Source organism: Streptococcus infantis, assembly GCF_000960085.1.
In the GTDB taxonomy this organism is placed as follows: domain Bacteria; phylum Bacillota; class Bacilli; order Lactobacillales; family Streptococcaceae; genus Streptococcus; species Streptococcus infantis_C.
On sequence record NZ_JYGT01000007.1, the window covers coordinates 200,136 to 226,006 of the forward strand.

Below are 25,871 nucleotides of genomic sequence, written 5' to 3' on the forward strand. Positions count from 1 at the left end.
AGAAAAGAGCGTGCTTTCGCACGCCATTTTACCAAAAAGAAGACAGGCAGTCATAATCTCAAGAGAGGAAACTGTCTGTCTCAGATATTTGAGGCTTATTTTACAAAGTCAAGCAATGCCAAGAAGCTTTCTGGATCAAGTGATGCACCACCTACAAGAGCTCCGTCAACGTCTGGACAAGCCATGTATTCAGCAACGTTTTCAGGTTTAACTGAACCACCGTATTGAACACGTACTTTATCAGCAACTTCTTGACCGAAGTCAGCAGCTACAACGTCACGAACAACTTTACACATTTTTTGTGCGTCATCTTGTGAAGCTGATTTACCAGTACCGATAGCCCAGATTGGCTCATAAGCGATAACTGATGAAGCTACTTGTTCTGCAGTCAATCCTGCAAGAGCAGCTGAAACTTGAGCACCTACGAATTCTGCTGCTTTACCAGCTTCGTAAGTTTCAAGTGACTCACCACAACAGATGATTGGAAGCATACCGTTCGCAAAGATTGCTTTTGCTTTTTTGTTGATGTCTTCATCTGTTTCGTGGAAGTAGTCGCGGCGTTCTGAGTGACCGATAACAACGTAGTCAGTACCGATTTCTTTCAAAACTTGTGGGCTAGTTTCACCTGTGAAAGCACCTGCATTTTCAAAGTAGCAGTTTTGAGCAGCAACTTTAAGGTTTGAACCTTTAGCGGCAGCAAGAACAGTTGTCAAGTCAAGAGCAGGTACAGCAATCCCAGCTTCAACAAGGTCTGATGAAGGAAGTTTTGATGCTACAGCTTCAACGAATGCTTTTGCTTCTTCTGGGTTTTTGTTCATTTTCCAGTTACCAGCGATAAATGGTTTACGTGACATTTCACATACCTCTTTTTTCATTTTATTTTCTACTTATTTTATCATAAATAGAGGGAGCTTGCAAATCTTACTCTGTAACTAGAAGCCTTCTTTTCAAAAACTTTCCAGTTATTCTTTCTATTTGGAAGCTGACTTACGCCTCGTTAATTTGACTACTGCTTCTGTTCTAGCCGTGTGTGGAAACATGTCAACGGACTGGATATAATGCAGGTCATAGACCTCCAGCAAACGGACTAAATCACGTGCCAAGGTAGACACATTACAGGATACATAAACCATCTTTTCAGGAGCGTATTTGACGATGGTATCCAAGAGCTTATCATCTAAACCAGTACGCGGCGGGTCTACTATCAAAGCATCGGCGCGATAGCCTTCCTTGTACCAACGAGGGATAACTTCTTCTGCAGTCCCTGCTTCATAATGAGTATTGGTATAACCCATGCGCTTAGCATTTTCTTTGGCATCCTCAATGGCTTCTGGAATAATATCCATCCCTCTCAAACTTTTGACTTTTTTAGCAAAAGCGAAACCAATGGTCCCAACACCACAATAGGCATCGATCAGATGGTCGTCCTCAGTCACGTCCAAGGCCTTAACGGCTTCACTATAGAGTATTTCTGTCTGTTCAGGATTGAGTTGGTAAAAAGCTCTTGGTGAAAGAGAAAATTCATAGTCTAATACACCTTCGCGAATACTATCCTGCCCCCAAATGATCTCAGTCTTGTCCCCATAAATCTCACTAGTTTTAGCAGTATTGGTATTGACTGCGACAGTCACTACTTCAGGATAATCCTTGACTAAATCTTTCACAAATTGAGTCAGATTTAATTGACGATTAGTCACAATGATAATCTGAACTTGCCCAGTTTTCCGTGCTCGACGAACCATGATGGTCCGAACTCCAAGGATTTTCCGTTCATCCGTAATCGGAATTTGATGGTAAGTCAAGAGTTCAGCGATGCGATTGGCAATAGTTTGCGTTTCCTTGTCTTGAACCAGACAGTCCTTTAACTCGACCAAATAATGGGAATTCTGAGCATACAAACCTGCCTTGACTTGGCCTTTGAACTTTCGAGTTTGAAATTGTAGTTTGGCCCGATAATATTTTGGTTTTTGCATGCCAATGGTTGGTCTGATTTCAAAGTTTTCATAGCCAGCAGGGGCAAATTTTTTTAGAGCTTGATGAAGAAGATCTGTCTTGAACTCTAGCTGCTTGTCATAATGTAGGTGCATGATCTGACAACCACCACACTCATTATAGATAGTACAGTCTGGGACTACTCGAAACTTGGATTTTTTATTGACCTCAAGCAGTTTAGCCTCAACGTAGTTACGCTTGACAGAAGTGACCTGACAATAGATATCTTCGCCCTTGAGGGCACCTGGAACAAAAACGAGTGTTTTCTGGTAAAATCCGATACCTTCCCCGTTAATCCCCATGCGCTTGATTTTTAATGGAATTTTTTGTTTGACTTTAAGATTCATATCCCTATCTTATCACAAAATACGCTATAATAGAAACATGAAAATCACAAAACTAGAAAAGAAAAAAAGACTTTATCTGCTAGAGCTTGATAGCGACAAAACTTGCTACATTACCGAGGATACCATTGTTCGCTTTATGCTGACCAAGGATAAGGAAATTAGTCCAGAGGAGTTTGCAGAAATTCAGACCTTTGCACAATTTTCCTACGGAAAAAACTTGGCTCTCTACCACTTATCCTTCAAGGCTCGTACCGAAAAAGAGGTCAAAGACTATTTAATTAAACATAAGATTGATGAAAACATCATACCCCAAGTCATCCAATCTCTAAAAGAAGATAATTGGATTAACGACCGTCAGTATGCCTATGCTATCATCAACTCCAATCAGCTTTCAGGAGATAAGGGAAGTTATATGCTGATGCAGAAGATTTCGCAAAAGGGAGTTGCCAAATCCATCATCCAAGAAGTCTTACAAGAATTTGATCTGACGGAAGTGGCAGAGCGTACAGCCGAAAAACTACTGAAAAAATATCAGGGTAAATTACCTGCCCGCGCTCTACAAGATAAGATTATCCAAAGCCTAACCAATAAAGGATTTTCCTACTCAGAAGCCAAAACAGCCTTTGACCAACTGGATAGTCAGGTAGAAGAGGAAACTGTCCAAGAATTGATTTTTAAAGAATTAGACAAGCAATATCGAAAATATTCACGTAAGTATGAAGGATACGAACTGAAACAACGCCTAACCCAAGTTTTAGCTAGAAAAGGCTATGATTTTTCAGATATAGCCAGCGCTCTCAGAGAATATCTTTAATTTTTTCATGAAAAACTAAGAACTTTAAACAAAAATGTGATACAATAGTAAACGATAAACTTATAAATTGTAGAAAGTTGGTTAGTTATGAAACTTCCAAAAGAAGGCGACTTTATTACAATTCAAAGTTATAAGCATGATGGGAGTCTCCACCGCACTTGGCGAGACACCATGGTACTAAAAACAACAGAGAACGCTATTATCGGCGTCAACGACCACACACTTGTTACCGAAAGTGACGGTCGTCGTTGGGTAACTCGAGAACCGGCTATTGTTTACTTTCACAAAAAATATTGGTTTAATATCATCGCCATGATTCGTGATAATGGGATTTCCTACTACTGCAACATGGCTAGCCCTTATTATCTAGACGAAGAAGCTTTAAAATACATCGATTATGATTTAGATGTTAAAGTTTTTACAGATGGTGAGAAACGCCTCTTGGACGTCGAAGAGTATGAACGTCATAAACGTAAGATGAATTATCCTGATGATTTAGACTATATTTTGAAAGAGCATGTTAAGATTCTTGTTGATTGGATCAACAATGAACGAGGTCCCTTCTCAGAAGCCTATGTCAACATTTGGTACAAACGCTACGTAGAACTAAAGAATCGGTAAAGTTGTCAAAGGTCAGGATTTTGTTCCTGACCTTGTTTTTTTATAAGCAAAAACCTGCCTTGAGGCAGGTTTTCCTTTAAATATCTAACTTCGTAACAGTAAATTTGATGTGGGAATAATCTTTCTCAATATCCTTATCTACCATAAAGGCTGTCGCATCCTTCTTGACCTGCACCAAGTCAATATTTTGAGCTTGAGCTGCGTAGACACAGCCACAGTAACATTGACGATAGATATCGTACTCTTCACACATTTCTACAGATCGTTTATAACCTTGATTTTTCTTAAAATCACTTGGAAGGTAATGAGTGGTGTAGATTTTCTGCACATCAATCCCAATACTATTGATGGTTTGTGAATTTTTGTGAGGGCTGATGGTTAGGGCAGAGCCAAAGTAGTCAAAGCCCAAGTCCATAGCCACCTGGGCTGTCTTATCTAATCGATAGTCAAAACAAACCTTGCAACGATCCCCACCTTCAGGTTCTTCTTCCAAACCTCGAACCAGTTTACGATATTCGTTTGGTTCATAGGGAGCTTCTATGTATTGGACCTTATTGCCAGTTCGTTCATTGAAATCGCTGACAAACTTTTTTGTCACATAGGCACGCTTGTGATACTCAGCTTTAGGATGGATATTTGAATTAGCAAAATAAATGGTCACATCCGCATACTTGGTCAAATACTCTAAAGTATAGGTGCTACACGGAGCACAACAGACGTGCATGAGAATAGTTGGTCTCTCTTCATTTTTTTCCCAAACTTGAACCATCTTTTGCATGACACGGTCATAGTTGATCTTTTGATTGGGATTCATCTTACTTAGAATTTCTTCTACATCGATCATACTCTTCTCCTTTTCTTCTTGTTATTTTATCACAAGAAGGCTCTTTGGGCAAATAGGGTTTCATGCTTTATTCAGTTATTAAGTCCTGATTTAATAGCTTGCCCATCCTTTTTAGACCAATTCTTAAGATAGGATAGGTTAATAGTAAGATAAGACCTAGAACTAAAAAGACAGCTACCAGACCCCAACGATCAATCAACCAACCTGTCAATGGGAAAATGACAATCATAGATAAACTAAAGAGCATAGAATTGATACTAAGCATAGTTGCTCTTACACTGGACGGTAAATAGCCTTGTAAGTCATTAAAATAGATTGGTTGATAAACTGCATAGAGTGTATCGGTTAAAAGATATACGAGAAGAAAAGCAAAGGGAGTTCCAAAAAATACCAATAGTAAGGCCAAGCCCGTTAGTGCAACAAGAGTCGGAAAAACTCGATTGCTATTCCATTTTTTTCCGATTTGACTAGCTACATAAACTGCTATAAGATTTAAGCCACTACCAATCAGCATGACCAGTGAAACCTGCCATCCTGCTAAGTCACTTATTTTCTGCTGATAGTAAAAGTAAAACATGCACATGAGTGTTCCGACTAGCTGATAAGTCATCATCCAATAAAAGAGAACTGGTTTTTCATGCCATTCTTTTCGAACTTGCAGGACAATCGTTTTAAAGGTTAAGGCTTCATTTTTTTCTCTCTTAGCCATTGGTTCTTTCATAAAATAAATCAAGATTATAGAAAGAAATGAAAATCCAATAGCAATCAGATAGGTCCAAGCCAATGCTCCGTGAATAAAGAAGCCTGCCACAACTGTACCTAAGGTTCGGGTTACTTCTGCTACACCAGACAAAAAGCTAGAAATCTGAAGATACCGGTCCTTTTGACCCGCTTCTACCGCAGAATCATATAAGAAAGCGGTGCTGGTCCCCGAATCAAAATTATAGGACCAAGCATTGACCATCATAGCAAGAGCATAGATCCAAAAATTCCCCTGACCAAACAAAATCAAGATAGAGGATACAATACTGGCCAAGCGAGCCAAATAGAGATTGGTTTTGTAGCTAAATCGATCGGCCAACATACCAGACGGGATTTCACACAAGAGACTCGTCCCGTGAAAGATACTTTCTAATAGACCAATTTGAAGTAAGGAAAGACCATTTTGAATGAAAAATAAAATCCAAAAACTGGTAATCCCAAAATAAGATGTAAATTCCAGACCTGCTAGGAGTGGAATATTGCGTTTGTAAGTTCTTTTAAACATTGTTTTCTCTCTTTCAATATGTAATATGATTATTTCTAAAAGACTTACTTAGATTTGCCTACATTTTCTCCACCTCTTTCATTTAAAGTAATACTCAATGAAAATCAAAGAGCAAACTAGGAAGCTAGCCGCAGGCTGTACTTGAGTACGGCAAGGTGAAGCTGACGTAGTTTGAATTTGATTTTCGAAGAGTATAAAAACGCCAGACGGCGTTTTTATGGCTATTAAGGTTTGATACGGTGCAACATACGTGGGAATGGAATGGCTTCACGGATGTGTTTTGTACCAGCTGCGAAGGTTACCATACGCTCGATACCGATACCAAATCCACCGTGTGGGACTGTACCATATTTACGAAGGTCAAGGTAGAATTCATATTCTGTACGATCCATACCAAGTGATTCCATCTTCGCAACAAGGGCATCGTAGTCTTCCTCACGCATTGAACCACCGATGATTTCTCCGTACCCTTCTGGTGCGAGCAAGTCCGCACAAAGAACGCGGTCTGGATTACCAGGAACTGGTTTCATGTAGAAGGCCTTGATGTCTGCTGGGTAGTTCATGACAAAGGTTGGTACACCAAAGTGATTTGAAATCCAAGTTTCGTGTGGTGAACCAAAGTCATCGCCATGCTCGAGATGTTCGTAGTCAGCATCTGCATCATTTTCATGCTCTTGCAAGAGGTCAATGGCTTGATCGTAAGTGATGCGTTTGAATGGTTCAGCAATATAGCGTTTCAAGAGCTCAGTATCACGCTCTAATGTTTCTAAGGCTTGAGGAGCACGGTCCAAAACGCCTTGAAGAAGAGCTTTGACATAAGCTTCTTGCAAGTCAAGTGATTCATCATGTGTCAAATATGAGTACTCTGCATCCATCATCCAGAACTCTGTCAAGTGACGACGAGTTTTTGATTTTTCAGCACGGAATACTGGACCAAAGTCGAAGACGCGACCAAGTGCCATAGCACCCGCTTCAAGATAAAGCTGACCAGATTGGCTCAAGTAGGCTGGTGTTCCAAAGTAGTCTGTTTCAAAGAGTTCTGTAGAATCTTCTGCAGCATTTCCTGAAAGAATTGGGCTATCAAACTTCATGAAACCATTCTTATCAAAGAACTCATAAGTTGCATAGATGATAGCATTACGGATTTGCATGACAGCTACTTGTTTGCGTGAACGAAGCCACAAGTGGCGGTTGTCCATCAAGAAATCTGTACCGTGTTCTTTTGGAGTGATTGGGTAATCTTGAGATTCACCGATCACTTCGATGTCTGTAATATCCAACTCATAACCAAATTTTGAGCGTTCGTCTTCTTTTACAACCCCTGTTACAAAGACTGAAGTTTCTTGGCTTAGACGTTTGATGGTGTCAAATTTTTCAAGACCTACTTCTTCTCCAAATTTTTCGATAAAGTTTGGTTTAAAAGCAACTCCTTGGAAAAAGGCTGTTCCGTCACGCAATTGCAAGAAGGCAATTTTCCCTTTTCCTGATTTGTTGGCAACCCAAGCTCCGATGGTCACTTCTTGACCAACGTAATCTTTTACTTCGATAATTGTTACACGTTTTGTCATAATCTATCTTCCTTTATCGTTAAACTTGTCCGAAGACATTATTACTCATTATTGTACCACAAATAATGCCTGATAGCTAGCTAGTTTGACAGAAATTCCTAAGTTTTTAAAAATAAAAACCTCCGTTATTAAGACGGAGGTTAAGCTTCTTATTTTTCCATAAATTGGTGTAAGCGACGAATAGCTTCTTTAAGAGTTTCCAAGTCTGTCGCATAGCTGAGACGGACATTTTCTGGTGCTCCAAATCCAGCACCTGTTATCAAGGCTAGCCCCACCTCTTCAAGTATGGCCGTTGTAAATGCTGTTACGTCTGTATAGCCTTTCATCTCCATAGCTTTTTTAACATTTGGGAAGAGGTAGAAAGCTCCTTGCGGTTTGACAACCTCAAAGCCAGGGACTTCACATAAGAGTGGATAGATGGTATTGAGACGTTCCTCAAAAGCTTGGCGCATGGTTTCTACAGAGTCTTGCGGTCCAGTTAAGGCCTCGATTGTTGCATATTGAGATACTGCTGTCAGATTTGAAGTTGTTTGTCCTGTCAATTTGCTCATGGCAGCAATGATTTCTGGATCACCAACTGCATAACCTACCCGCCAACCTGTCATAGCATAGGCTTTTGAAATCCCGTTAATGACAATGGTTTGCTTACGAATAGCTTCTGATAGACTAGAGATTGGGATGAACTCATTCCCGTTATAGACCAAACGACCATAAATGTCGTCTGCCAGAATGAGAATATCGTGTTCAACTGCCCAATTTCCGATGGCTAAAAGTTCCTCACGAGAATAGATCATACCGGTCGGATTAGATGGTGAGTTAAGGACCAAGACCTTGGTCTTATCTGTACGAGCTGCTTCTAATTGGTCTACCGTCACTTTAAAATGATTGTCTTCCTTAGCTTGGACAAAAACTGGCACACCACCAGCCATTTTAACCTGATCTCCATAGCTGACCCAGTAAGGAGTAGGAATGATGACCTCATCTCCAGGATTAACTACAGCCATAAAGAAAGTGTAGAGAGAGAACTTGGCACCTGTAGCAAAGGTGACTTCGTTAGCTGCTACAGAATAACCATAATAACGTTCAAAATAAGTATTGACTGCTGCTTTTAACTCAGGCAAACCTGAAGCTACCGTATAGAAAGAAGCACGCCCATCTCGAATGGCTGCAACAGCAGCGTCTTGAATATTTTCAGGAGTATGAAAATCGGGCTGACCTAAAGTTAAGAAAAGAACGTCTTTTCCTTCAGCTTTTAATTTCTTAGCCTTTGCATCACTAGCCAGAGTGACACTTTCTTCCATTTCTAAGACACGTTTGGATAATTTCATTGTTTCTCCTTTTCGACTAAGGCACCAGATTCAAAATCTACTAGATAATAGTCTCCTCCAGACTTGATTTCCCAGACAGGCTTATCAGCGTAGCGTCCAAAAGTAATCTTGTCGATCTCAGTTGCTCCTTTTTCTTTGACAACTGCTTCTGCTTTTTCTTGAGAAGTCCCATTTTCTAGTTGATATACGTAAATATTATTGCTACTTTTCTCTATTAAGACAGCAACTGGTTTCTGGTTCTTATCTTGACCAAGAACACTATAATAGCTTTCTAAACCATTAAAGATATCAACTTGGCTAACCGTTTCTAGATTCGCATACTGCTTGGCAAGTTTTTCCCCTTCGACTTTTGCAGTTTGATAAGGTTTCATACTGAGCCATACCAAATAGAAAAAGGAAGAAGTCACAACTAGAGCCAGCAAGGTTAGCCCAATAGTATACTGAAATAATAGGGAATTTTTTTCTTTTTTTTGTCTCTTTTTCACTCGTCTATTTTACCATCTATCCAAGTGAATTACAAGTGAATAAAGGGAGGGCTTCTTGATATCCCAGATATTTTTAGACTTTCAAACTAAAGCGCCAACCATTGATTCCACAGGCTTAGCTGCATGCGTCATTTAGAAATTTAATCTTACAATTCATTGATTTTTAATTTATGAGCAAATGATTTGCAAATAATTTTTCTTTGTTGTAACATTAATTATAACAACAGAGAAAGCTCTGAAAAATTAAAAGGAGATATATCATGTCTAAAAAAGTATTATTTATCGTTGGTTCACTTCGTGAAGCATCTTTTAACCACCAAATGGCCCTAGAAGCTGAAAAAACTCTTGCTGGAAAAGCTGAGGTAAACTATCTTGACTACTCAGCCATTCCTCTCTTCAACCAAGAAGTTGAAGTTCCAACTCTTCCAACTGTAGCAGCAGCTCGCGAAGCTGTTCTAGCTGCTGATGCTATTTGGATTTTCTCTCCAGTCTACAACTTCTCAATTCCTGGAACAGTGAAAAACTTGCTTGACTGGCTTTCACGTGCTCTTGATTTGTCTGAGACCCGTGGTCCATCCGCACTTCAAGACAAAATCGTTACTGTATCTTCTGTAGCAAATGCAGGCCATGAGCAACTCTTTGCGATTTACAAAGACCTCTTGCCATTCATCCGTACACAAATTGTAGGTGAATTTACTGCAGCTCGTATCAATGATTCTGCTTGGGCAGATGGTAAATTAGTTCTCGAAGACAGCGTTGCTGCTTCTTTGAAACAACAAGCTGAAGACTTGCTTCAAGCTATTCAATAATTGCAACAAAAAGAAAAAGATAGTAGAAATAGAAATTTCTACTATCTTTTTTGTTAATCAACAAGTTCTGCAATCATACTATGTTTGAGTGGTAGACTACACATCACTAGAAGGAAGATAAATGATGATTGGATCCAAAAGAGGGCCAAATCAAAAATCCCATGCACTGCAACCACTGTTAAAAATGAAAGATAGAGTCCAAGAATCGGTCGTTTACTTGGTACTTGACTCATATCAATTAATTTTCGGATTGAATCTGAAGAAGCAATCCCTAACAAGACAGTACCTACTACACCGTAACTCAATATCGTATCGATATAGATACTATGCGCATGTTCATGATAAGGTGCAAAAATACGTGGATAAGCATGCATGTATGTTAGTGGACCTTCTCCCCAGAAAGGGTTTTGCTTGAATAAGGTCATCCCCGCATTCCAGATAGATACTCGTTCTTCCATAGATGAATCAAGTGTTCCCATTCGAACTCCTAAGTCACTTGAGAAAAGAAAGGCCAAACCAATACCAAAGACTGCAATACTTAACCAGAAAGCACGCCAGTTTTTAATGGTAGTGAAAAGATAAATAATCGCACCAAATATGATAGCTGGAAAGGCCGTTCTATTTTGAGTAAAGTTGAGTCCAAACAAATTAGCAAAGATTGCAATCACTGAGAAGATTTTCAACCATCTTAATCTAGTCGTACTAATCAGATAAAAACCAATCATGATACAGAAACAGCAGATAATCCCATAATAGTTAGGATTAAAGAAGGCTACTTCTGCTCGGTTCTGGTGCCAAACCTGCATCTTAGGAGATAAGAAGGTATAATCAAATTTCTTAACGATTTGAAAATGCTCCAGAGCTGCGAAAACTGAGGCTAGCACACTAAGCGATAAAATCCCTTGTAATACTAATCTAAAAAATTTAGGGGTTAGATGAGCCTGGTAATAGTAAAAGAAAATTGCAAAGAGGAACATTCCTAAAGTAGCAACCATCCCCATGACATTTTGAGCCAGAAGAGAGATGACACCACTATAGCCAATAAATAAAAGAAGAATAGCATGGTTAGAGAGTCGTTTTAGAATCCCCTTCATTTCTCCTGTAAATATCAGACCTATTAAATAAGCGATAAAAATAATGACGAAAATATAAAAAGGCAAGAAAATACTTAGAATAACAGCTAGCAAGATAAGTTCTTGCTTAGAGAAGCCTTTCAATTTTTCAATGATACCTATTGATTTCACAACAGATCCTTTCTCTCTGTGCCTTAGAGCTCAGATATATAAACTATTAAAACATTTTACCATTTTTCAAAGAATTTGAAAACCACTTTGTCTATATCATCCTAACTAAAACTTGGTAAAACTTTATAGGGAACGAGGATTCCTCTCATAAAAGCAGTCTATCTTTTGTAAAATTATGGTACAATTAAATTAATTTTCCCGGAAAGGCTCTACCATGAAATCTTACCAAGAAGTTTATAAAATATTAGCTAGTGAAACTGATTATTTAAGTGGAGAAAAAATTGCTGAACTATTAAACCTCTCTCGAACTTCTGTTTGGAAAGCGATTCAGCGTCTCCAACAGGAAGGTTTAGAAATTGACAGCATCAAAAACCGTGGCTACAAGCTGCTTCGTGGTGACCTTATCTTACCTCAAGACATCGAAGCCAATAGTCCCATCTCCGTTCAATTTAAACCTATCACCAAATCGACCCAGAGCGATGCCAAGGAGGCCATGGAATCTGGTGCCAAGGGAGATACACTCTATCTATCAACTAGCCAAACAATGGGACGTGGTCGATTCCAACGCCCTTACTATTCTCCAGAAAAAGGGGGAATCTATATGTCCCTCCACCTTAAACCCAATCTTTCTTATCTGGATTTACCAGCTTACACACTCTTGACTGCAGCTGCTATTTATAAGGCTGTTAAGAATCTAAGCTTGATTGATTTAAATATCAAGTGGGTAAATGATCTATATCTAAATCAGAAAAAAATAGCCGGTATTCTAACTGAAGCTATTACTTCTGTCGAAACCGGACTTGTTACAGATGTTATTATTGGTGTTGGAATCAACTTTTCTATCGCTGATTTTCCCAAAAATCTGCAGGGAAAAGCTGGAAGTCTCTTTTCTCAAAGCAGCCCCATTACTCGCAATGAACTGATTGCTGAAATTTGGAGATGTTTCTACGAAACAGATGCCGACGAGCTACTTTATCTATATAAAAAACAATCAATTGTTTTAGGAAAAGAAGTTTCCTTCAAAAAAGATCAAGAAATAATCACGGGAAAAGCGTGTGACATTTCGGATCAGGGCCAACTGCAGATAGAATTAGCAACTGGTGCAAAAATCTGGCTCAACAGTGGTGAGGTTTCGCTTACCAAATGGTAAATACTCGTCAACAACATAAAAATCGACCTCTCTATCGAGAAGGTCGATTTTCTTATCGTTTATTTTTTCAAACGTTCCACATCACGCGCAATAACAAGTTCTTCATCAGTTGGGATGACAAGGACACGAATTTTTGCAGCATCAGTAGAGATATCTCCAGTAACACCAAAAACATTTTTCTCTGGATCTACATCACAACCAAACCAAGAAATTCCTGAGATGACTTTCTCACGGACAAGCGTTGCATTTTCACCAACACCAGCAGTAAAGATGATGGCATCAGCTCCATTTAGGACTGCCAAGTATTGGCCAATATGTTTTTGGATACGGTCAACATACATTTCAAAGGCCAAAGCAGCATCATGATCCCCTGCTTCCATTGCAGCAATCACATCACGCATATCACTAGACTTGCCTGAAACACCCAGCAATCCTGACTCACGATTAAGAATACGACTGATATCCTCAGGCTTGTTAAAGTCCTCTGTATATTGCATTAAATAAGGAATGATAGCTGGGTCAATATCCCCTGTACGAGTTCCCATCATAACACCACCAAGTGGAGTGAATCCCATTGATGTATCAATTGATTGACCACCTTTAACAGCTGTGATAGAAGCACCATTACCGATATGGCAAGTGATTAATTTCAATTCTTCTAGTGGATGGCCCAATAGTTTTGCTGCTTCTTGAGCAACGTACTGGTGACTTGTACCGTGAGCACCGTATTTACGAACTTTGTTTTCTGTATAGTACTTAGTTGGTAATGGATAACGGTATGCTTTTTCTGGCATTGTTGTGTGGAATGATGTATCAAAGACCGCTACACTTGTGATATCTGGCAACAATTCTTTGAAGGCACGAATACCAGCAGCATTTGCAGGGTTGTGCAATGGAGCAAGAAGTCCTAGCTCTTCAATTTTTTCCAAGACATCGCCTTCAACAACTGTAGACTCTTTGAAGTACTCACCACCTGCAACGACACGGTGTCCAACACCAGTAATTTCATCATAAGAGTTAATAATATTAAAACGAATCAAGTCATCAAGCAAGATTTTTACAGCCAAAGTATGGTTTTCAATATCAAGAACTTGTTCTTCAGAACGACCATCGAACTTAACTGTTGATACAGAATCCTTCAATCCAATTCGCTCAATCAAACCTTTTGCAAGCACCTTTTCTTCTGGCATTTGGTAAAGTTGCCATTTCAAGCTTGAGCTTCCAGCGTTAATTGCAATGGTTTTTGTCATAATGTTTCCCCTTTTTAAGCGTTTTCAACTATTATATCAAAATTTACATTAGATTTCATGTTCTTGACACCAATTTTGAAAATTTTCTTTAAATTCCATCAAAATTTCAGGGTCACGAAGACTCGTAAGTGGATAAACAAATGGTTCAATCGCTTCTCCCGTCTTCTTCTGTAGAACAAAGATTGTTTTAGACTGAGCTCCCTGTGCAAAGAGATCCTCTGGTAAAGCGATGATTGCTACTAGTTGAGCCTGTTCAGTCAGCCATGATTTCAAAAGTTCGCTCTGAGGACTTGTCAGGAGATCTGTTGGAGCTAGAAAAATTGCATAGCCTCCTGTTCTGAGATACTTGAGAGATTGTTCCATTAACAAATGATGAGCATAAGTATGTTCATTCTTAGCCACTACTTGATAACGTGAGGCTGTCTGATCATCTGGATAGTAACCGATAGGCAGGTCGCTCACAATGATGTCACTTTCTTTTAATACTTGTGGACGTACTGCATCTCCTTGGACAAAGCCCATTTGAAGATCCATTACTTCCGCCATGCTTGCCGCCAAGTCAATCAGGAGGTCATCAAGTTCTATTCCCAGATAATCTACCTTTTTGTTCATGGACGTTAAGAAGCTAGCTCCCAGAATTCCCATCCCAGAACCCAACTCTAATAGACTCACATTTTCAGCAGGAAAAAGTTGCTCTATGATAAAAATCATCAAGTGACCAATGGCATCTGGCGTGAACTGATGGTTGGCTTGAAGAGGTTCTGTTTGCGCTGCCTTCATCAACAAAAATTGATAGGTCCGTAGCCACTCCTCTTTTCGAAGCGCCAAACGTTTTAATGCTTGATTGTTTTTCTTTACATCTTCCAGATTTGTCTGACCATCCAGATAGATTCCATTTTGCTCAATCAAGGCATCGTAAAAGTTAGTCGTCAAATCATTTTGAATGATTTGAACGTTTTCTAATAAATAAGTATATGCTTGTTCAATTTTTTCAAAATCCATAACCTTATCTTACCAAATTCAGAACTGATTTTCCAGATTTTCATGATAATGAAAAAAAATAAAAACCTCTGAGATGACTCTCAAAGGTTTTATTCTGTCTATTTACTATTTTCAACCGCTGCTGTTACAAAAGCAGTGTAAAGTTCTTCTGGGCGGTTTGGACGACTTGAAAGCTCTGGGTGGTACTGACAAGCCACAAAGAATTTGTTTTCTGGAATTTCAACAATTTCGACCAAGCGATTGTCTGGTGAAACACCTGAGAAGACAAATCCTGCTCCTTCAAACTGTTCACGGAAGGCATTGTTAAACTCATAACGGTGACGGTGACGGCGTTGCACCACCTCTTTGTTATGATAAGCTGCCGCTGCCTTAGAACCACGTTTTAACTTAGAAGGATAAAGCCCCAAACGAAGGGTACCACCCATGTCCTCAACATCAATCTGATCACGCATGATATCGATGATAGGGTATTTGGTATCAGGATTTAGCTCTGCTGAATTAGCTCCTTCAAGACCTAAGACATTACGGGCAAACTCGATACAGGTCAACTGCATACCCAAGCAGACTCCCAGCATTGGTACATCATTTTCACGCGCATAGCGAATCGCTTCAATCTTACCTTCAGTTCCACGTTGACCAAAACCACCTGGCACGATGATTCCGTCAGCATCAGATAGGAGTTCTGCCACATTGTCAGCTGTCACATCGTTAGCATTGACCCAATTAATCTTGACTTCTGCATCATTTGCATAACCAGAGTGTTTCAAAGCTTCAACAACTGAGATGTAGGCATCCTGCAACTCAACATACTTACCAACAAGGGCAATCTTGACTTGTTTTTTGAGGTTCATGACCTTATCAACCATAGCTGACCACTCTGTCATATCTGCTGCAGGTGCATCTATTTTCAAATGGTCGCAAACAATTTGATCCATTCCTTGTGCTTGCAGATTAAGTGGAATTTGGTAAAGATGATCCACGTCCAATGACTCGATAACAGCTTCTGGCGCCACATCACAGAACTGGGCTAGTTTGTTTTTAATCCCTTGTCCTGCTGGTTTTTCAGTACGAATAACCAACATATTTGGTTGGATTCCCAAACCACGCAATTCTTTAACAGAGTGTTGAGTTGGTTTGGTTTTCATTTCCCCAGCTGCCTTGAGGTAAGGAAGCAAGGTTGTGTGGATATACATGACATTATCAGCGCCGACATCTGCCTTCATCTGACGAAGAGCTTCTAAGAATGGAAGGGACTCGATATCGCCAACTGTTCCACCAACCTCTGTAATAATAACATCAGAGTCAGTCGTAAGAGCAGCTCGCTTGATTTTTTCTTTCAAGGCATCTGTAATATGAGGAATAACTTGGACAGTTGCCCCAAGGTACTCACCACGACGTTCCTTGCGAAGAACTTCGCTGTAGATTTTACCAGTTGTCACGTTTGAGTATTTATTAAGGTTAATATCAATAAAACGCTCATAGTGACCCAAGTCTAAATCTGTCTCAGCCCCATCATCTGTTACAAATACTTCTCCGTGCTGGTAAGGGCTCATGGTCCCTGGGTCGATATTGATATAAGGGTCAAATTTTTGAATGGTTACTTTCAAACCACGGTTTTTCAACAATCGTCCAAGGCTCGCTGCAACGATACCTTTCCCAATAGACGATACCACACCACCAGTGACAAAAATATATTTCGTAGACATAGATTCCTCTTTCTAAAATGCTTAAGGTCTTGTTTACTAGTAGGGGAAATAGGAAACAAGACCTTCATCAATAACACAATCCAGGATAAAAGTTCCCAGAAAAACAAAAATAGCTCCCTAATTACTAGGGAGCTCCGACCTCTAAAAGAGGTGCCCGAACAATATCTTACCTCAATTTGACTCATTTGTCAAATACATTCGAATATCAGATTTTCAGTGTCTTGCTTTTAGTAAAGATATAGTGTTGCAAAAAGACAAGGAAGATTTCCTTGCCTTTTAGTGTTATTCTTCTTCATCCTCAACATCTTCGTCATCTTCTTCGTTAAGATCAACATCTTCGCCAAGGTCATCCGGTGCAATTTCGTTGATTTCAGCGTCGTAGGCTTCTACTTCGTTCTTTTCATCATCTGTATTTTCATCATCGTAAGAAAGAGCTGGATCTTCTTCATAAGCATCCTCATCTTCTGGATCATCTGCACCATAATCAATGGCATCGTCGTCACCATCCATAAAGGCATTAACACGTTTTTTCTTAGCTTGAGGTGCGACTTCTTCATCATCACTTTCTTCAAGAGCGATAATTTCTTCGTCAATTTCATCAACTCCGTACCATGAACGAAGGCCCCATTTGTTATCTCCAAGAGAGATAAAGCTACCATCAAAGTTCAATTCTGTATAGAACAAAGGTAGTGCTTCACGAATATCGCTATTAGAGGTACCAAGATAGTTTTGGATTTCATTAACCAAATCGCTAAAATGCATTTCGTGATCGCGACCACGGAGTTCCAAGATGGCACGAGCCACCTCAATCATAGATAGTTCACTTTTTTCTTGCCCAGCAAATACTTCTAATTCCAAAGCGTTTCTCCTCATTTTTTACTACTAACGCCAAAGCATACAAACTCTGGTCTCATTTTATCATGTACTCTTTATTGTACGATAATTTTGCCTAATAGTCAAAGGTTTAGAAGAAATTAATGTGAAATATTTAGGCTAATTAAAAGACCTGGGAGATACACTCACAGGTCCGATATTTTATTTATAACTTAAAGCTCGTTTAAAGGTTTTCCAGATCCCCAAATCATCTGTTTGAAGAACTAGACTAGCATACATGCGTCCGATAAAGGCTGTTGCAGTAACTGCAAAAATAACCGTTATAGCAAGCGAAATCCATGCTTCTAAACTACTTGCATAACCATTAATAGCTCTAAAAGGCATAAAGAAGGTTGAGACGAATGGGATGTAAGAACCGATTTTCAAAATCAAATTGTCCCCAGAAGTTCCTAAGGCGGTTACTCCAATAAAACCTACCATAATCAAAAGCATCAAAGGCGATAATGCCTTACCAGAGTCTTCAGGTCGAGAAACCATTGAGCCCAGAAAGGCAGCCAAGACCACATACATAAAGAGACTGACTAAGACAAACAACAAGGTATTGATCGAAAAGGCTTCTCCCAAGTGATTTAGAATACCTGAATTAGCCAAGATAGGCATATCCTTAAAGAATAAGATAGCTCCAAGTCCGCCTACAACATAAATACCAATATGAGTCAAAATGACTAGAAGCAAGGCAATCATGCGGGCGTAGAAATAATGGCTAGCACGAATGCTTGAGAAGACCACTTCCATGATTTTGGTTCCTTTCTCGCTGGCTACTTCTTGAGCAGTAACACTAGCATAAGTAATCAAAATCATATAGAGGAAGAAACCAAGTCCCGCAGCTGCAAAGGTTTGGACCATCTTTTTATTTTCCTTGGCTTCATCTATCTGCTCTGTAAATTGAATTGTTTGTGCCAAACGTTTTTCCTGTTCTTGAGATAAATGTGCCTCTGAACGGTTGAGTTGGGATTGAAGTTCATTCAACTTAGCAGTCACAGCTAACTTAATACCACTCTCTAGTGAAGTATCCCCATGATAGACTGCCTTGAGGACACTGTTCTCCTGGTCAATGGTTAGATAGCCTTTTATTTTTTCATCCTTGATAGCAGCTTGAGCACTTGCTTCATCCTTATAGTCAAAGTTAATGCCATTGGTCGATTTTAACCCCTCTATTACAGCAGGAACCGAACTAACAACTGCTACTTTATTATTTTGAGCTAGAGAGGAACCTTGGAGATAACCAATTCCTCCAGACAAGCCGATAAAGAGAAATGGCGAGATTACCATAAAGAAGAAACTCCAGGATTTGACATGACGCAGATAGGTTTCTTTGATTACAACTAACATATTTCTCATACTTCCACCCCTGATTCTAGTTTAAAGATTTCATCGATTGTCGGAGCTTGCTGGTCAAAGGTCGCAATATAGTGTCCTTGAGTCAAGATAGCAAAGAGCTCCTGTCCAGCATTTTCGTCATCTAGAATAAGCTTCCAAGTCCCCTGCTTGGTCAAGCTAACATGAGTGACATGTGGGAGATTTTCCAACTCTTCCTGATTTTTTTCACTTGAAACAAAAAGTCGTGTTTTGCCGTATTGATTACGAACATCTTGGACCGGTCCATGTAAGACGACACGCCCATCACGAATCATCAGGATATCATCACACAGCTCTTCGACATTGGTCATGACGTGGTCAGAAAAGATAATGGTCGCTCCACGTTCTTTTTCTTTGAGTATAACCTGCTTAAGAAGTTCGGTATTAACTGGATCCAGGCCACTAAAGGGTTCATCGAGGATAATCAAGTCAGGTTCATGAATCAAAGTGATAATCAACTGAATCTTCTGTTGATTTCCTTTTGAGAGACTCTTGATTTTATCTGTCAGTTTTCCTTTGACTTCTAGCTTTTCCATCCATTGAGGGAGTTTTTCTTTGACCTCTTTTGCATCCATGCCTTTTAATGTTGCCAAATAACGCACTTGTTCAAGGACTGTCAATTTAGGCATAAGACTACGTTCTTCGGGTAGATAGCCAATGCGAGCATAGGTTTCCTGACGAATTTCCTGGCCATCAAATTGAATCTCTCCCTGATAATCCAAAAATTTCAAAATACTGTGAAAAATAGTTGTTTTTCCAGCTCCATTTTTCCCAACCAGCCCCAAAATACGCCCTGGTCGTGCTTGAAAGTCAACACCAAACAAAACTTGCTTAGGCCCAAAACTTTTTTCTAGATTTCTTACTTCGAGCATCATCTACTCCTTTAAATTTATTATACACATTATATTCTTTTATAGTAGATATTGCAAGGATTTACTTACATTTTTATTGATGGAATGTACTGAAAATCTTTTATATCAAAAACTGAAATTCAACTAATAGATTTTAGTCCTAAAGTTATTTTGTCTTTCCAATATTAAATACTAACAAGAATTAAAAAATCCACCCCTAGGGATGGATTGAAGGTTCTTAACGCACTTCTGCGTCTACTTTTTCTTCAAGTGATGCTTGGATTTTTTCCATGTAGCGAGCAACTTCTTCGTCTGTCAAGCTATCTTCTGGATTTTGGAATGTCAAGCTATAGGCCATTGACTTCATACCAAGTCCTAGTTTTTCACCTGAGAAGACGTCAAAGAGTTTGATATCTGTCAAACGTTTCACGCCTGCAGATTTGATAGCATCAACTACATCTTGGTGAGTCACTTCTGCTTTGAGAAGAAGAGCAATATCACGGCTAACTGCTGGGAACTTAGTAATTTCCACAAATGGGCTAGCTGGTTGAAGAGCTGTCTCAATAGCTGAAAGGTTAAGCTCAGCTACATAAGTCTCAGGAATATCATAAGCCTTAGCCGTAACAGGGTGTACTTGACCGAGGAAACCGACTACTTGGTCACCAAGTGAAATCAAGGCTGTACGTCCTGGGTGGAGACTAGCGATTTCAGATATTGCTGTATAGGTCACTTCAAGACACAAGCGAGCAAAGAGGGCTTCCAAGATTCCCTTGGCATAGAAGAAGTCAACCGGAACGGCTGTAGTTTGGAAGTCTTTTTCAGCGACTAAACCTGTCAATGCAAAGGCAAAGCTGTTGATCTCATTTGGCAAGTCTTCTTTTGGATTACCCGTTTGCTCGAAGACTTTTCCAATCTCATAAAGAGCCAGGTCTTTGTTCTTACGCGCTACGTTGTAGGCAACTGTATCCAAAATACCAGAAACCATATTCTGACGGAGAACAGAACGGTCCACGGTCATTGGCCACATGAGCTCCGTTAAATTACTTGGTGCAGTCGTAAACTCAACCGCTTTTTCAGGAGTTGTCAGAGCGTAAGTAATGATTTCTGTCAATCCTGCTCCTTCAGCAATAGTCCGAACTTGACGACGGAGTTTTTGAGTCTCAGTCAATTCACCTGCTGTCCCATCGTCTTTTGGAAGACTAGTTGGCAAGCGGTCATAACCATAGATACGAGCGATTTCTTCAAAGAGGTCCGCTTCGATGGTAATATCCCAACGACGACGTGGAACACTAACAGTAAAGCGATCAGCGTTTCCAGAAAGGCCAAAGCCAAGACGACGGAAGACATCCTCTACATCCGCGTAGGAAAGCTCCGTACCAAGAACACGGTTAACGTCAGCAAGAGTTGAAGAAACTTCCACATCTGAAGTATCAAGCTGCCCTGCTGAAACGATCCCCTTACGCACTGTCGCACCTGCAAGATCTGCAATCATGTTTGCTGCCGCATCAAGGGCTTCATTGACAGTTGCCACGTTGATGCCTTTTTCAAAGCGAGAAGAAGATTCTGAACGAAGGTTGAGGCGACCACTAGTCTTACGGATAGATTTGCCATTGAAAACAGCAGCTTCAAGGACGACACGACTAGATTTTTCAGAGATTTCTGTAGCCTGACCACCCATAACACCTGCAAGGGCAACTGGCTTGTTAGCAACAGTGATCACTAAGTCATTTGTTTCCAACTCACGTTCTTCACCGTCCAAGGTCACTAATTTCTCACCAGCACGCGCTTCACGCACACGAATCTCACTTCCTTCAAAGGTATCCAAGTCAAAGGCATGCATAGGCTGACCAAAGTAGAGGAGGATATAGTTAGTCACGTCGACCACATTATTGATTGGACGGATACCTTCATTCATGAGAAGGTTTTGCAACCATTGTGGACTTGGTGCGATGGTCACATTGTCCAAGATACGAGCTGCATAATAAGGTGCCTTGTCTGTGTCAATGCTGACAGAAAGAGCGTCCGCTGCAGCTTGGTCTGTTTCTGAAAGAGCAAATTCTTTAAAGTTAACTGACTTGTCATAAATCGCTGCTACTTCATACGCTACCCCACGCATAGAAAGAGCGTCTGCACGGTTTGGAGTGATAGAAAGTTCGATAATTTCATCATCCAAGTCTAGGTATGAGAAGACTTCCTCACCTGGAACGGCATTTTCTGGCAAGATTTGGATGCCATCTGCGAATTCCTTTGGTACAACTGAGTCAGAAATCCCCAATTCACCAAGTGAACAGATCATCCCTAGTGACTCTAAGCCACGGATTTTACCTTTTTTAATCTTGTAGTTGTCCGCAATGCGAGCTCCCGGAAGAGCCACCATAACCTTGATGCCTGCACGCACATTTGGTGCTCCACAGACGATTTGACGAGCTTCTTCTTCGCCAACGTTAACTTGGCAGACATGCAAGTGTGTTTCTGGCACATCTTCGCAAGTCAAGACTTCTCCGACGACAATTTTTGAGAGACCGGCAGCTGGTGATTCCACACCTTCTACTTCGATCCCTGTGGTTGACATTTTTTCAGCCAACTCTTGTGATGGCACATCAATGTCCACCAATTCTTTTAACCATTTGTATGATACTAACATAATTCTGATCGTAAGATCTCATCAATCGAGACCTTTTCAATTCCTTTCTTTTTCTTCGAGTAAGCTCTTGCCATTTCTCACCGAGAGAAAATGACTAGAACTGTATAGGACTGTGTTTTAGGTTTCAATCTTATTTAAACTGTTCTGAGAAGCGGACATCGCCTTGGTAGAATCCACGGATATCGTTAATTCCGTAACGAAGCATAGCTACACGCTCTTGACCAAGACCAAAGGCAAAACCAGAGTATACAGTTGCATCGATACCACTCATCTCAAGGACACGTGGGTGAACCATTCCGGCACCCATAATCTCGATCCAACCTGTTTTCTTACATACGTTACAGCCATCTCCACCACACTTGAAGCATGAGACGTCAACCTCAACAGAAGGCTCTGTAAATGGGAAGTAAGATGGACGCAAACGGATTTGACGCTCTTCACCAAACATTTTTTGGACAATCAACTGAAGCGTTCCTTGTAGGTCAGCCATAGAGATATTTTTTCCTACAACCAAACCTTCGATTTGATGGAATTGGTGACTGTGGGTCGCATCGTCTGTATCACGACGGAATACTCGCCCTGGTGAGATCATCTTCAAGGGACCTTTAGAAAAGTCATGAGCATCCATCGCACGCGCCTGAACTGGAGATGTGTGGGTACGGAGCAAGATTTCTTCTGTGATGTAGAAAGTATCCTGCATATCACGGGCTGGGTGGTCTTTTGGAAGGTTCATACGTTCGAAGTTGTAGTAGTCTTGTTCTACTTCAAATCCATCCACGACTTGGTAACCCATACCGATGAAGATATCTTCGATTTCTTCACTGGTTTGTGTGAGAACATGACGGTGTCCATTCGCTACAGGTCGACCTGGAAGTGTCACATCGATGCTCTCACTTGCTAGTTGAGCTGCGACTTTCTTTTCTTCCAAGAGCTTAGCTGTTTCTTCAAAGGCAGCTGTCAAGATATCGCGCGCTTCATTGACGTGTTTCCCGATAACAGGACGCATTTCTGCAGAAACGTCTTTCATCCCTTTAAGGATTTCGGTCAGTGACCCTTTTTTCCCAAGGACTGAGACACGCAATTCTTGCATCTCTTTTTCATTTTCAGCAGTAATCTGCTTCAAGCTAGCTAGCGTTTCTTCACGAAGCGCTTTTAATTGTTCTTCAATAGTTGACATAATTCCTCCATCAGTCGATTATCAGAAAAAAAAGAAAACCACATGCCAAAAACTCCACTCGGAGCGTTGACACGCGGTACCATCCGTTTTCATCTGACAAGTCAGACCTTTATTTCTGAATCCTTGCGCAAGTGAATTCACCCAGCTTTCATATAGAGAGCTTTCAGTCACGGCTCTCCTCCCTGATATACTTCCCCTGAGATACTAGTCTTGCAGATTCCTATTTAATTACTAAATATTTTATCAAATTTCAAGCATTCTTGCAAGGTATTTTGCGACTAATCAACATAGTCTCCACCTTCAAAGCCGTAATATTCTTCTAAACTGAGGCCACTTGCAGCGATTTCTTTGGCTTCTTTACCAACATAGCGAAGGTGCCATTCCTCAGCCATATAACCTGTCTCTTTTTCCTTACCTTTGAGATAACGAACGACAAAGCCATAGTCTGCAGCATGGTCCAATAGCCATTGGGCTGCCTTTTCTTCAGTGACTAAGTCTCCATTTGTTCCAATCAGATCAAAAGCTAAGCCAGTTTGGTGTTCACTGTAACCAGGTCTTGCAGAATAACGGTCAGCTTCAGCCTTGCCATCTTTATTTACATAGTTTTGATAAAGCTGAGTTTGAGTTTCATAACTTCTAAAACCACTATAGTTGTCGCTAATCGGGAATCCTGCTTGTTGCATAGCTGCAATGAGTTTCAACAGTTCTGCCTTAGCGGTAGGATTTTCTCCAGGATTGTAATCTTTTGACATTGGATAATGCTTATTAGCAACAACAATCTCATCGTACTTACCTTGAATACTGTAGTGGTCTCCTTTGTTAACCACTTCTGCTTTCTTTTGACTAGCTTCCTGAGACTTACTTCCCGCGGTTCCTTCTTGTACAGTTTTTTGCTCTGCAGAAGACTTGGCATCTGTAGTTGCTGATTTTTCTTGTGAACAAGCTGCCAATGTCAATGCTAATAATCCTGATAAGATAAGGTATCTTTTTTTCATCTGTTATCCTTTCATTTAATCATCTGGTTTAAAGTCTCAGACAATCTTGCAATCAAGTCTTCTAATTTGCTTCCCTTAACCTGATATTCTTCAGCAATCATTTCTTCCCATGGAACCCACCAGACTGGACCACGCCCATTAAGACCGTGCCCCTTCATATCACCCTCTCGTCTAGGGAAAATATGCCAGTGAACATGAGCGTCTCCATTTCCCAACAACTCTACATTCATCTTTTCAGCAGAAAAAGCCTTAGAGACAGCTTCCTGAACCAAACTCATTTCCTCTAAAAAGCGGAGTTTGACAGTTGGATGTAGGTGATGTAATTCTGTGACATGTTCCTTGGCTAGAAAGAGCGTGTAGCCTTCAAAATACTGGTGGTCTCCGATGACAACATAGCCTGTTTCCAGTTCTTTTACAAAGTAGGGATTGTCACCTGACTTAATTAATTCAATTCGTTGGCAAATCAAGCACATCTTAGTCCACCAAGTCACTCTTAAGGTAAGCATCTACCATACGCTCAGTAGCCACTACAGAATCGATGTGAGTACGCTCGTATGAGTGACTTGACTCAATACCAGCTCCTAGAAGCGCGTGCTTGACCTCTGCTCCAGCTGACATGGCTGCAGAAGCGTCTGAACCGTAAAATGGATAGATGTCTAATTTAAATGGGATGTCTTGCTCTTTTGCTAGAGCAACCAGATGTTGGCGGAACTCATAGTGATAAGGACCTGAAGCATCTTTAACACAGATAGAAACTGTGTACTCGTCTGTCTGCTGGTCATCTCCCATCGCTCCCATGTCCACAGCCAGATATTCGACAACTTGACTAGGAATACTTGAGTTAGCACCATGCCCCACTTCTTCAAATACTGAAAAAGAAAAATGCGTAGTAACAGGAAGTTCAATCCCTTCTTCTTTGTATACTTTAAGGAGATTGAGGAGAATAGCTGCACTGATCTTGTCATCCAAATGACGAGACTTGATAAAGCCTGTATCAGTCACGGTTGTTCGAGGGTCAAAGCTGATAAAGTCTCCAACCTCGATACCGAGTGCACGTGTTTCTTTTTCGTTGGTCACTTTTTCATCCAAACGCACTTCCATATTGTCCTGAGTACGTTCAGCTGTTCCCGCATCCTTATAGACATGGCAAGAAGTTTGGTGGATCAAAATCGTACCTGAAACTGTTTTTCCTGTGCTAGCCACATGGACTGTACAGTTTTCGCCTTCAATCATATTCCAAGGATAGCCACCGATACGGTCCATCTTGAGGCGACCGTCTGGTTTAATAGCACGAACAATGGAACCCAAGGTATCTACATGGGCGGTTACATAGCGATGTTGTTCGTCATTTTTACCTTTAACAGTGACATTCACTCCACCTTTAGCAGTACGGACAGGTTGATATCCAAGATTTTCAAGCGTCTCAACCAAATAAGTCGTAATTTCACGCGTAAAACCTGTTGGCGATGCGATACCAGTCAATTCTTTAATATATTCTACAGTTTGATTCATTTCTTCACCTCT

23 protein-coding genes are annotated in these 25,871 nt (G+C 40.4%); 4 read left to right on the plus strand and 19 right to left on the minus strand.

What is annotated here, in order from left to right:
* Nucleotides 1–95 precede the first annotated feature (95 nt).
* Both tpiA and rlmD read right to left on the minus strand, forming a co-directional pair.
* On the minus strand, nucleotides 96–854 hold the full coding sequence (gene tpiA / locus TZ94_RS03670) for a triose-phosphate isomerase (protein WP_045614233.1): 759 nt from the start codon (nucleotides 852–854) through the stop codon (nucleotides 96–98).
* Between the two features lie 117 nt (nucleotides 855–971).
* Nucleotides 972–2,339, minus strand: coding sequence for a 23S rRNA (uracil(1939)-C(5))-methyltransferase RlmD (rlmD, locus tag TZ94_RS03675; RefSeq protein WP_045614235.1), 1,368 nt, complete (start codon nucleotides 2,337–2,339; stop codon nucleotides 972–974).
* Nucleotides 2,340–2,376: 37 nt separating this feature from the next.
* Between rlmD and recX the strand changes: the two genes are divergently transcribed.
* Both recX and ntdP read left to right on the plus strand, forming a co-directional pair.
* Complete coding sequence (recX, locus tag TZ94_RS03680; protein ID WP_045614237.1) at nucleotides 2,377–3,153, plus strand: recombination regulator RecX; 777 nt, start codon at nucleotides 2,377–2,379, stop codon at nucleotides 3,151–3,153.
* Between the two features lie 87 nt (nucleotides 3,154–3,240).
* Entirely contained in the window at nucleotides 3,241–3,774 is a 534-nt protein-coding gene (ntdP, locus tag TZ94_RS03685) for a nucleoside tri-diphosphate phosphatase (RefSeq protein ID WP_004252157.1), read from the plus strand.
* A gap of 76 nt (nucleotides 3,775–3,850) precedes the next feature.
* On the opposite strand, the gene TZ94_RS03690 is transcribed toward ntdP, so the two are convergent.
* The 5 genes from TZ94_RS03690 to TZ94_RS03710 all read right to left on the minus strand — a co-directional run bounded on the left by TZ94_RS03690 (nucleotide 3,851) and on the right by TZ94_RS03710 (nucleotide 9,266).
* Nucleotides 3,851–4,618, minus strand: a complete 768-nt coding sequence (locus TZ94_RS03690) for an epoxyqueuosine reductase QueH (protein ID WP_045614240.1) — start codon at nucleotides 4,616–4,618, stop codon at nucleotides 3,851–3,853.
* A 67-nt stretch (nucleotides 4,619–4,685) separates the two neighbouring features.
* On the minus strand, nucleotides 4,686–5,885 hold the full coding sequence (locus TZ94_RS03695; protein ID WP_045614242.1) for an MFS transporter: 1,200 nt from the start codon (nucleotides 5,883–5,885) through the stop codon (nucleotides 4,686–4,688).
* A 224-nt stretch (nucleotides 5,886–6,109) separates the two neighbouring features.
* Nucleotides 6,110–7,453 (minus strand): asparagine--tRNA ligase, encoded by a 1,344-nt coding sequence (gene asnS, locus TZ94_RS03700; protein ID WP_045614244.1) that lies wholly within the window; start codon nucleotides 7,451–7,453, stop codon nucleotides 6,110–6,112.
* A 149-nt stretch (nucleotides 7,454–7,602) separates the two neighbouring features.
* Nucleotides 7,603–8,781: a pyridoxal phosphate-dependent aminotransferase gene (locus TZ94_RS03705; RefSeq protein ID WP_045614245.1), complete on the minus strand. Its 1,179-nt coding sequence runs from the start codon at nucleotides 8,779–8,781 to the stop codon at nucleotides 7,603–7,605.
* A complete protein-coding gene (locus TZ94_RS03710) occupies nucleotides 8,778–9,266 on the minus strand; it encodes a DUF5590 domain-containing protein (RefSeq protein ID WP_045614246.1) in 489 nt (162 codons plus the stop codon). Before TZ94_RS03710 ends, TZ94_RS03705 begins: the two co-directional genes overlap by 4 nt.
* A 260-nt stretch (nucleotides 9,267–9,526) precedes the next feature.
* On the opposite strand from TZ94_RS03710, the gene TZ94_RS03715 reads away from it, so the two are divergent.
* Nucleotides 9,527–10,075: an NAD(P)H-dependent oxidoreductase gene (locus TZ94_RS03715; protein WP_045614247.1), complete on the plus strand. Its 549-nt coding sequence runs from the start codon at nucleotides 9,527–9,529 to the stop codon at nucleotides 10,073–10,075.
* Between the two features lie 53 nt (nucleotides 10,076–10,128).
* Here TZ94_RS03715 and TZ94_RS03720 read toward each other — a convergent pair whose 3' ends face one another.
* Nucleotides 10,129–11,319: an O-antigen ligase family protein gene (locus tag TZ94_RS03720; RefSeq protein ID WP_045614248.1), complete on the minus strand. Its 1,191-nt coding sequence runs from the start codon at nucleotides 11,317–11,319 to the stop codon at nucleotides 10,129–10,131.
* Nucleotides 11,320–11,533: 214 nt separating this feature from the next.
* On the opposite strand from TZ94_RS03720, the gene birA reads away from it, so the two are divergent.
* Nucleotides 11,534–12,469, plus strand: a complete 936-nt coding sequence (gene birA, locus TZ94_RS03725) for a bifunctional biotin--[acetyl-CoA-carboxylase] ligase/biotin operon repressor BirA (RefSeq protein ID WP_045614249.1) — start codon at nucleotides 11,534–11,536, stop codon at nucleotides 12,467–12,469.
* 59 nt (nucleotides 12,470–12,528) lie between these two features.
* Here birA and TZ94_RS03730 read toward each other — a convergent pair whose 3' ends face one another.
* The 11 genes from TZ94_RS03730 to TZ94_RS03780 form a co-directional block, all read right to left on the minus strand.
* Nucleotides 12,529–13,719, minus strand: coding sequence for an acetate kinase (locus TZ94_RS03730; RefSeq protein ID WP_045614250.1), 1,191 nt, complete (start codon nucleotides 13,717–13,719; stop codon nucleotides 12,529–12,531).
* 48 nt (nucleotides 13,720–13,767) lie between these two features.
* Nucleotides 13,768–14,721, minus strand: a complete 954-nt coding sequence (locus tag TZ94_RS03735; protein WP_045614251.1) for a class I SAM-dependent methyltransferase — start codon at nucleotides 14,719–14,721, stop codon at nucleotides 13,768–13,770.
* A gap of 98 nt (nucleotides 14,722–14,819) precedes the next feature.
* Nucleotides 14,820–16,427 carry a CTP synthase gene (locus TZ94_RS03740; RefSeq protein ID WP_045614255.1) on the minus strand — a complete coding sequence of 536 codons (1,608 nt, stop codon included), beginning with the start codon at nucleotides 16,425–16,427 and terminating at the stop codon, nucleotides 14,820–14,822.
* Between the two features lie 282 nt (nucleotides 16,428–16,709).
* Nucleotides 16,710–17,285 carry a DNA-directed RNA polymerase subunit delta gene (gene rpoE, locus TZ94_RS03745; protein WP_045614257.1) on the minus strand — a complete coding sequence of 192 codons (576 nt, stop codon included), beginning with the start codon at nucleotides 17,283–17,285 and terminating at the stop codon, nucleotides 16,710–16,712.
* 177 nt (nucleotides 17,286–17,462) lie between these two features.
* Nucleotides 17,463–18,662: an ABC transporter permease gene (locus TZ94_RS03750; RefSeq protein ID WP_045614260.1), complete on the minus strand. Its 1,200-nt coding sequence runs from the start codon at nucleotides 18,660–18,662 to the stop codon at nucleotides 17,463–17,465.
* Nucleotides 18,659–19,552: an ABC transporter ATP-binding protein gene (locus TZ94_RS03755; protein ID WP_045614263.1), complete on the minus strand. Its 894-nt coding sequence runs from the start codon at nucleotides 19,550–19,552 to the stop codon at nucleotides 18,659–18,661. Before TZ94_RS03755 ends, TZ94_RS03750 begins: the two co-directional genes overlap by 4 nt.
* A gap of 217 nt (nucleotides 19,553–19,769) precedes the next feature.
* Complete coding sequence (gene pheT, locus TZ94_RS03760) at nucleotides 19,770–22,175, minus strand: phenylalanine--tRNA ligase subunit beta (protein WP_045614266.1); 2,406 nt, start codon at nucleotides 22,173–22,175, stop codon at nucleotides 19,770–19,772.
* Between the two features lie 130 nt (nucleotides 22,176–22,305).
* Nucleotides 22,306–23,352, minus strand: coding sequence for a phenylalanine--tRNA ligase subunit alpha (gene pheS / locus TZ94_RS03765; protein WP_045614269.1), 1,047 nt, complete (start codon nucleotides 23,350–23,352; stop codon nucleotides 22,306–22,308).
* A gap of 278 nt (nucleotides 23,353–23,630) precedes the next feature.
* The gene (ldcB, locus tag TZ94_RS03770) at nucleotides 23,631–24,347 is read right to left on the minus strand and encodes an LD-carboxypeptidase LdcB/DacB (RefSeq protein WP_045614272.1); all 717 of its coding nucleotides are present in this window, start codon (nucleotides 24,345–24,347) and stop codon (nucleotides 23,631–23,633) included.
* 11 nt (nucleotides 24,348–24,358) lie between these two features.
* Nucleotides 24,359–24,820: an HIT family protein gene (locus TZ94_RS03775; protein WP_045614275.1), complete on the minus strand. Its 462-nt coding sequence runs from the start codon at nucleotides 24,818–24,820 to the stop codon at nucleotides 24,359–24,361.
* Nucleotide 24,821: 1 nt separating this feature from the next.
* Complete coding sequence (locus tag TZ94_RS03780) at nucleotides 24,822–25,859, minus strand: M42 family metallopeptidase (protein WP_045614797.1); 1,038 nt, start codon at nucleotides 25,857–25,859, stop codon at nucleotides 24,822–24,824.
* Between the last annotated feature and the right edge of the window lie 12 nt (nucleotides 25,860–25,871).

What these genes read in the sequence shown, in the direction of transcription:
- TZ94_RS03690 (WP_045614240.1), bottom strand. Translation starts at nt 4,618, where the DNA reads ATGATCGATGTAGAAGAAATTCTAAGTAAGATGAATCCCAATCAAAAG.
- asnS (WP_045614244.1), bottom strand. Translation starts at nt 7,453, where the DNA reads ATGACAAAACGTGTAACAATTATCGAAGTAAAAGATTACGTTGGTCAA.
- TZ94_RS03775 (WP_045614275.1), bottom strand. Translation starts at nt 24,820, where the DNA reads ATGTGCTTGATTTGCCAACGAATTGAATTAATTAAGTCAGGTGACAAT.
- TZ94_RS03740 (WP_045614255.1), bottom strand. Translation starts at nt 16,427, where the DNA reads ATGTCTACGAAATATATTTTTGTCACTGGTGGTGTGGTATCGTCTATT.
- recX (WP_045614237.1), top strand. Translation starts at nt 2,377, where the DNA reads ATGAAAATCACAAAACTAGAAAAGAAAAAAAGACTTTATCTGCTAGAG.
- ntdP (WP_004252157.1), top strand. Translation starts at nt 3,241, where the DNA reads ATGAAACTTCCAAAAGAAGGCGACTTTATTACAATTCAAAGTTATAAG.
- TZ94_RS03755 (WP_045614263.1), bottom strand. Translation starts at nt 19,552, where the DNA reads ATGCTCGAAGTAAGAAATCTAGAAAAAAGTTTTGGGCCTAAGCAAGTT.
- pheT (WP_045614266.1), bottom strand. Translation starts at nt 22,175, where the DNA reads ATGTTAGTATCATACAAATGGTTAAAAGAATTGGTGGACATTGATGTG.
- TZ94_RS03780 (WP_045614797.1), bottom strand. Translation starts at nt 25,859, where the DNA reads ATGAATCAAACTGTAGAATATATTAAAGAATTGACTGGTATCGCATCG.
- rlmD (WP_045614235.1), bottom strand. Translation starts at nt 2,339, where the DNA reads ATGAATCTTAAAGTCAAACAAAAAATTCCATTAAAAATCAAGCGCATG.
- TZ94_RS03735 (WP_045614251.1), bottom strand. Translation starts at nt 14,721, where the DNA reads ATGGATTTTGAAAAAATTGAACAAGCATATACTTATTTATTAGAAAAC.
- TZ94_RS03730 (WP_045614250.1), bottom strand. Translation starts at nt 13,719, where the DNA reads ATGACAAAAACCATTGCAATTAACGCTGGAAGCTCAAGCTTGAAATGG.
- pheS (WP_045614269.1), bottom strand. Translation starts at nt 23,352, where the DNA reads ATGTCAACTATTGAAGAACAATTAAAAGCGCTTCGTGAAGAAACGCTA.
- ldcB (WP_045614272.1), bottom strand. Translation starts at nt 24,347, where the DNA reads ATGAAAAAAAGATACCTTATCTTATCAGGATTATTAGCATTGACATTG.
- TZ94_RS03705 (WP_045614245.1), bottom strand. Translation starts at nt 8,781, where the DNA reads ATGAAATTATCCAAACGTGTCTTAGAAATGGAAGAAAGTGTCACTCTG.
- birA (WP_045614249.1), top strand. Translation starts at nt 11,534, where the DNA reads ATGAAATCTTACCAAGAAGTTTATAAAATATTAGCTAGTGAAACTGAT.
- TZ94_RS03695 (WP_045614242.1), bottom strand. Translation starts at nt 5,885, where the DNA reads ATGTTTAAAAGAACTTACAAACGCAATATTCCACTCCTAGCAGGTCTG.
- TZ94_RS03750 (WP_045614260.1), bottom strand. Translation starts at nt 18,662, where the DNA reads ATGAGAAATATGTTAGTTGTAATCAAAGAAACCTATCTGCGTCATGTC.
- TZ94_RS03715 (WP_045614247.1), top strand. Translation starts at nt 9,527, where the DNA reads ATGTCTAAAAAAGTATTATTTATCGTTGGTTCACTTCGTGAAGCATCT.
- tpiA (WP_045614233.1), bottom strand. Translation starts at nt 854, where the DNA reads ATGTCACGTAAACCATTTATCGCTGGTAACTGGAAAATGAACAAAAAC.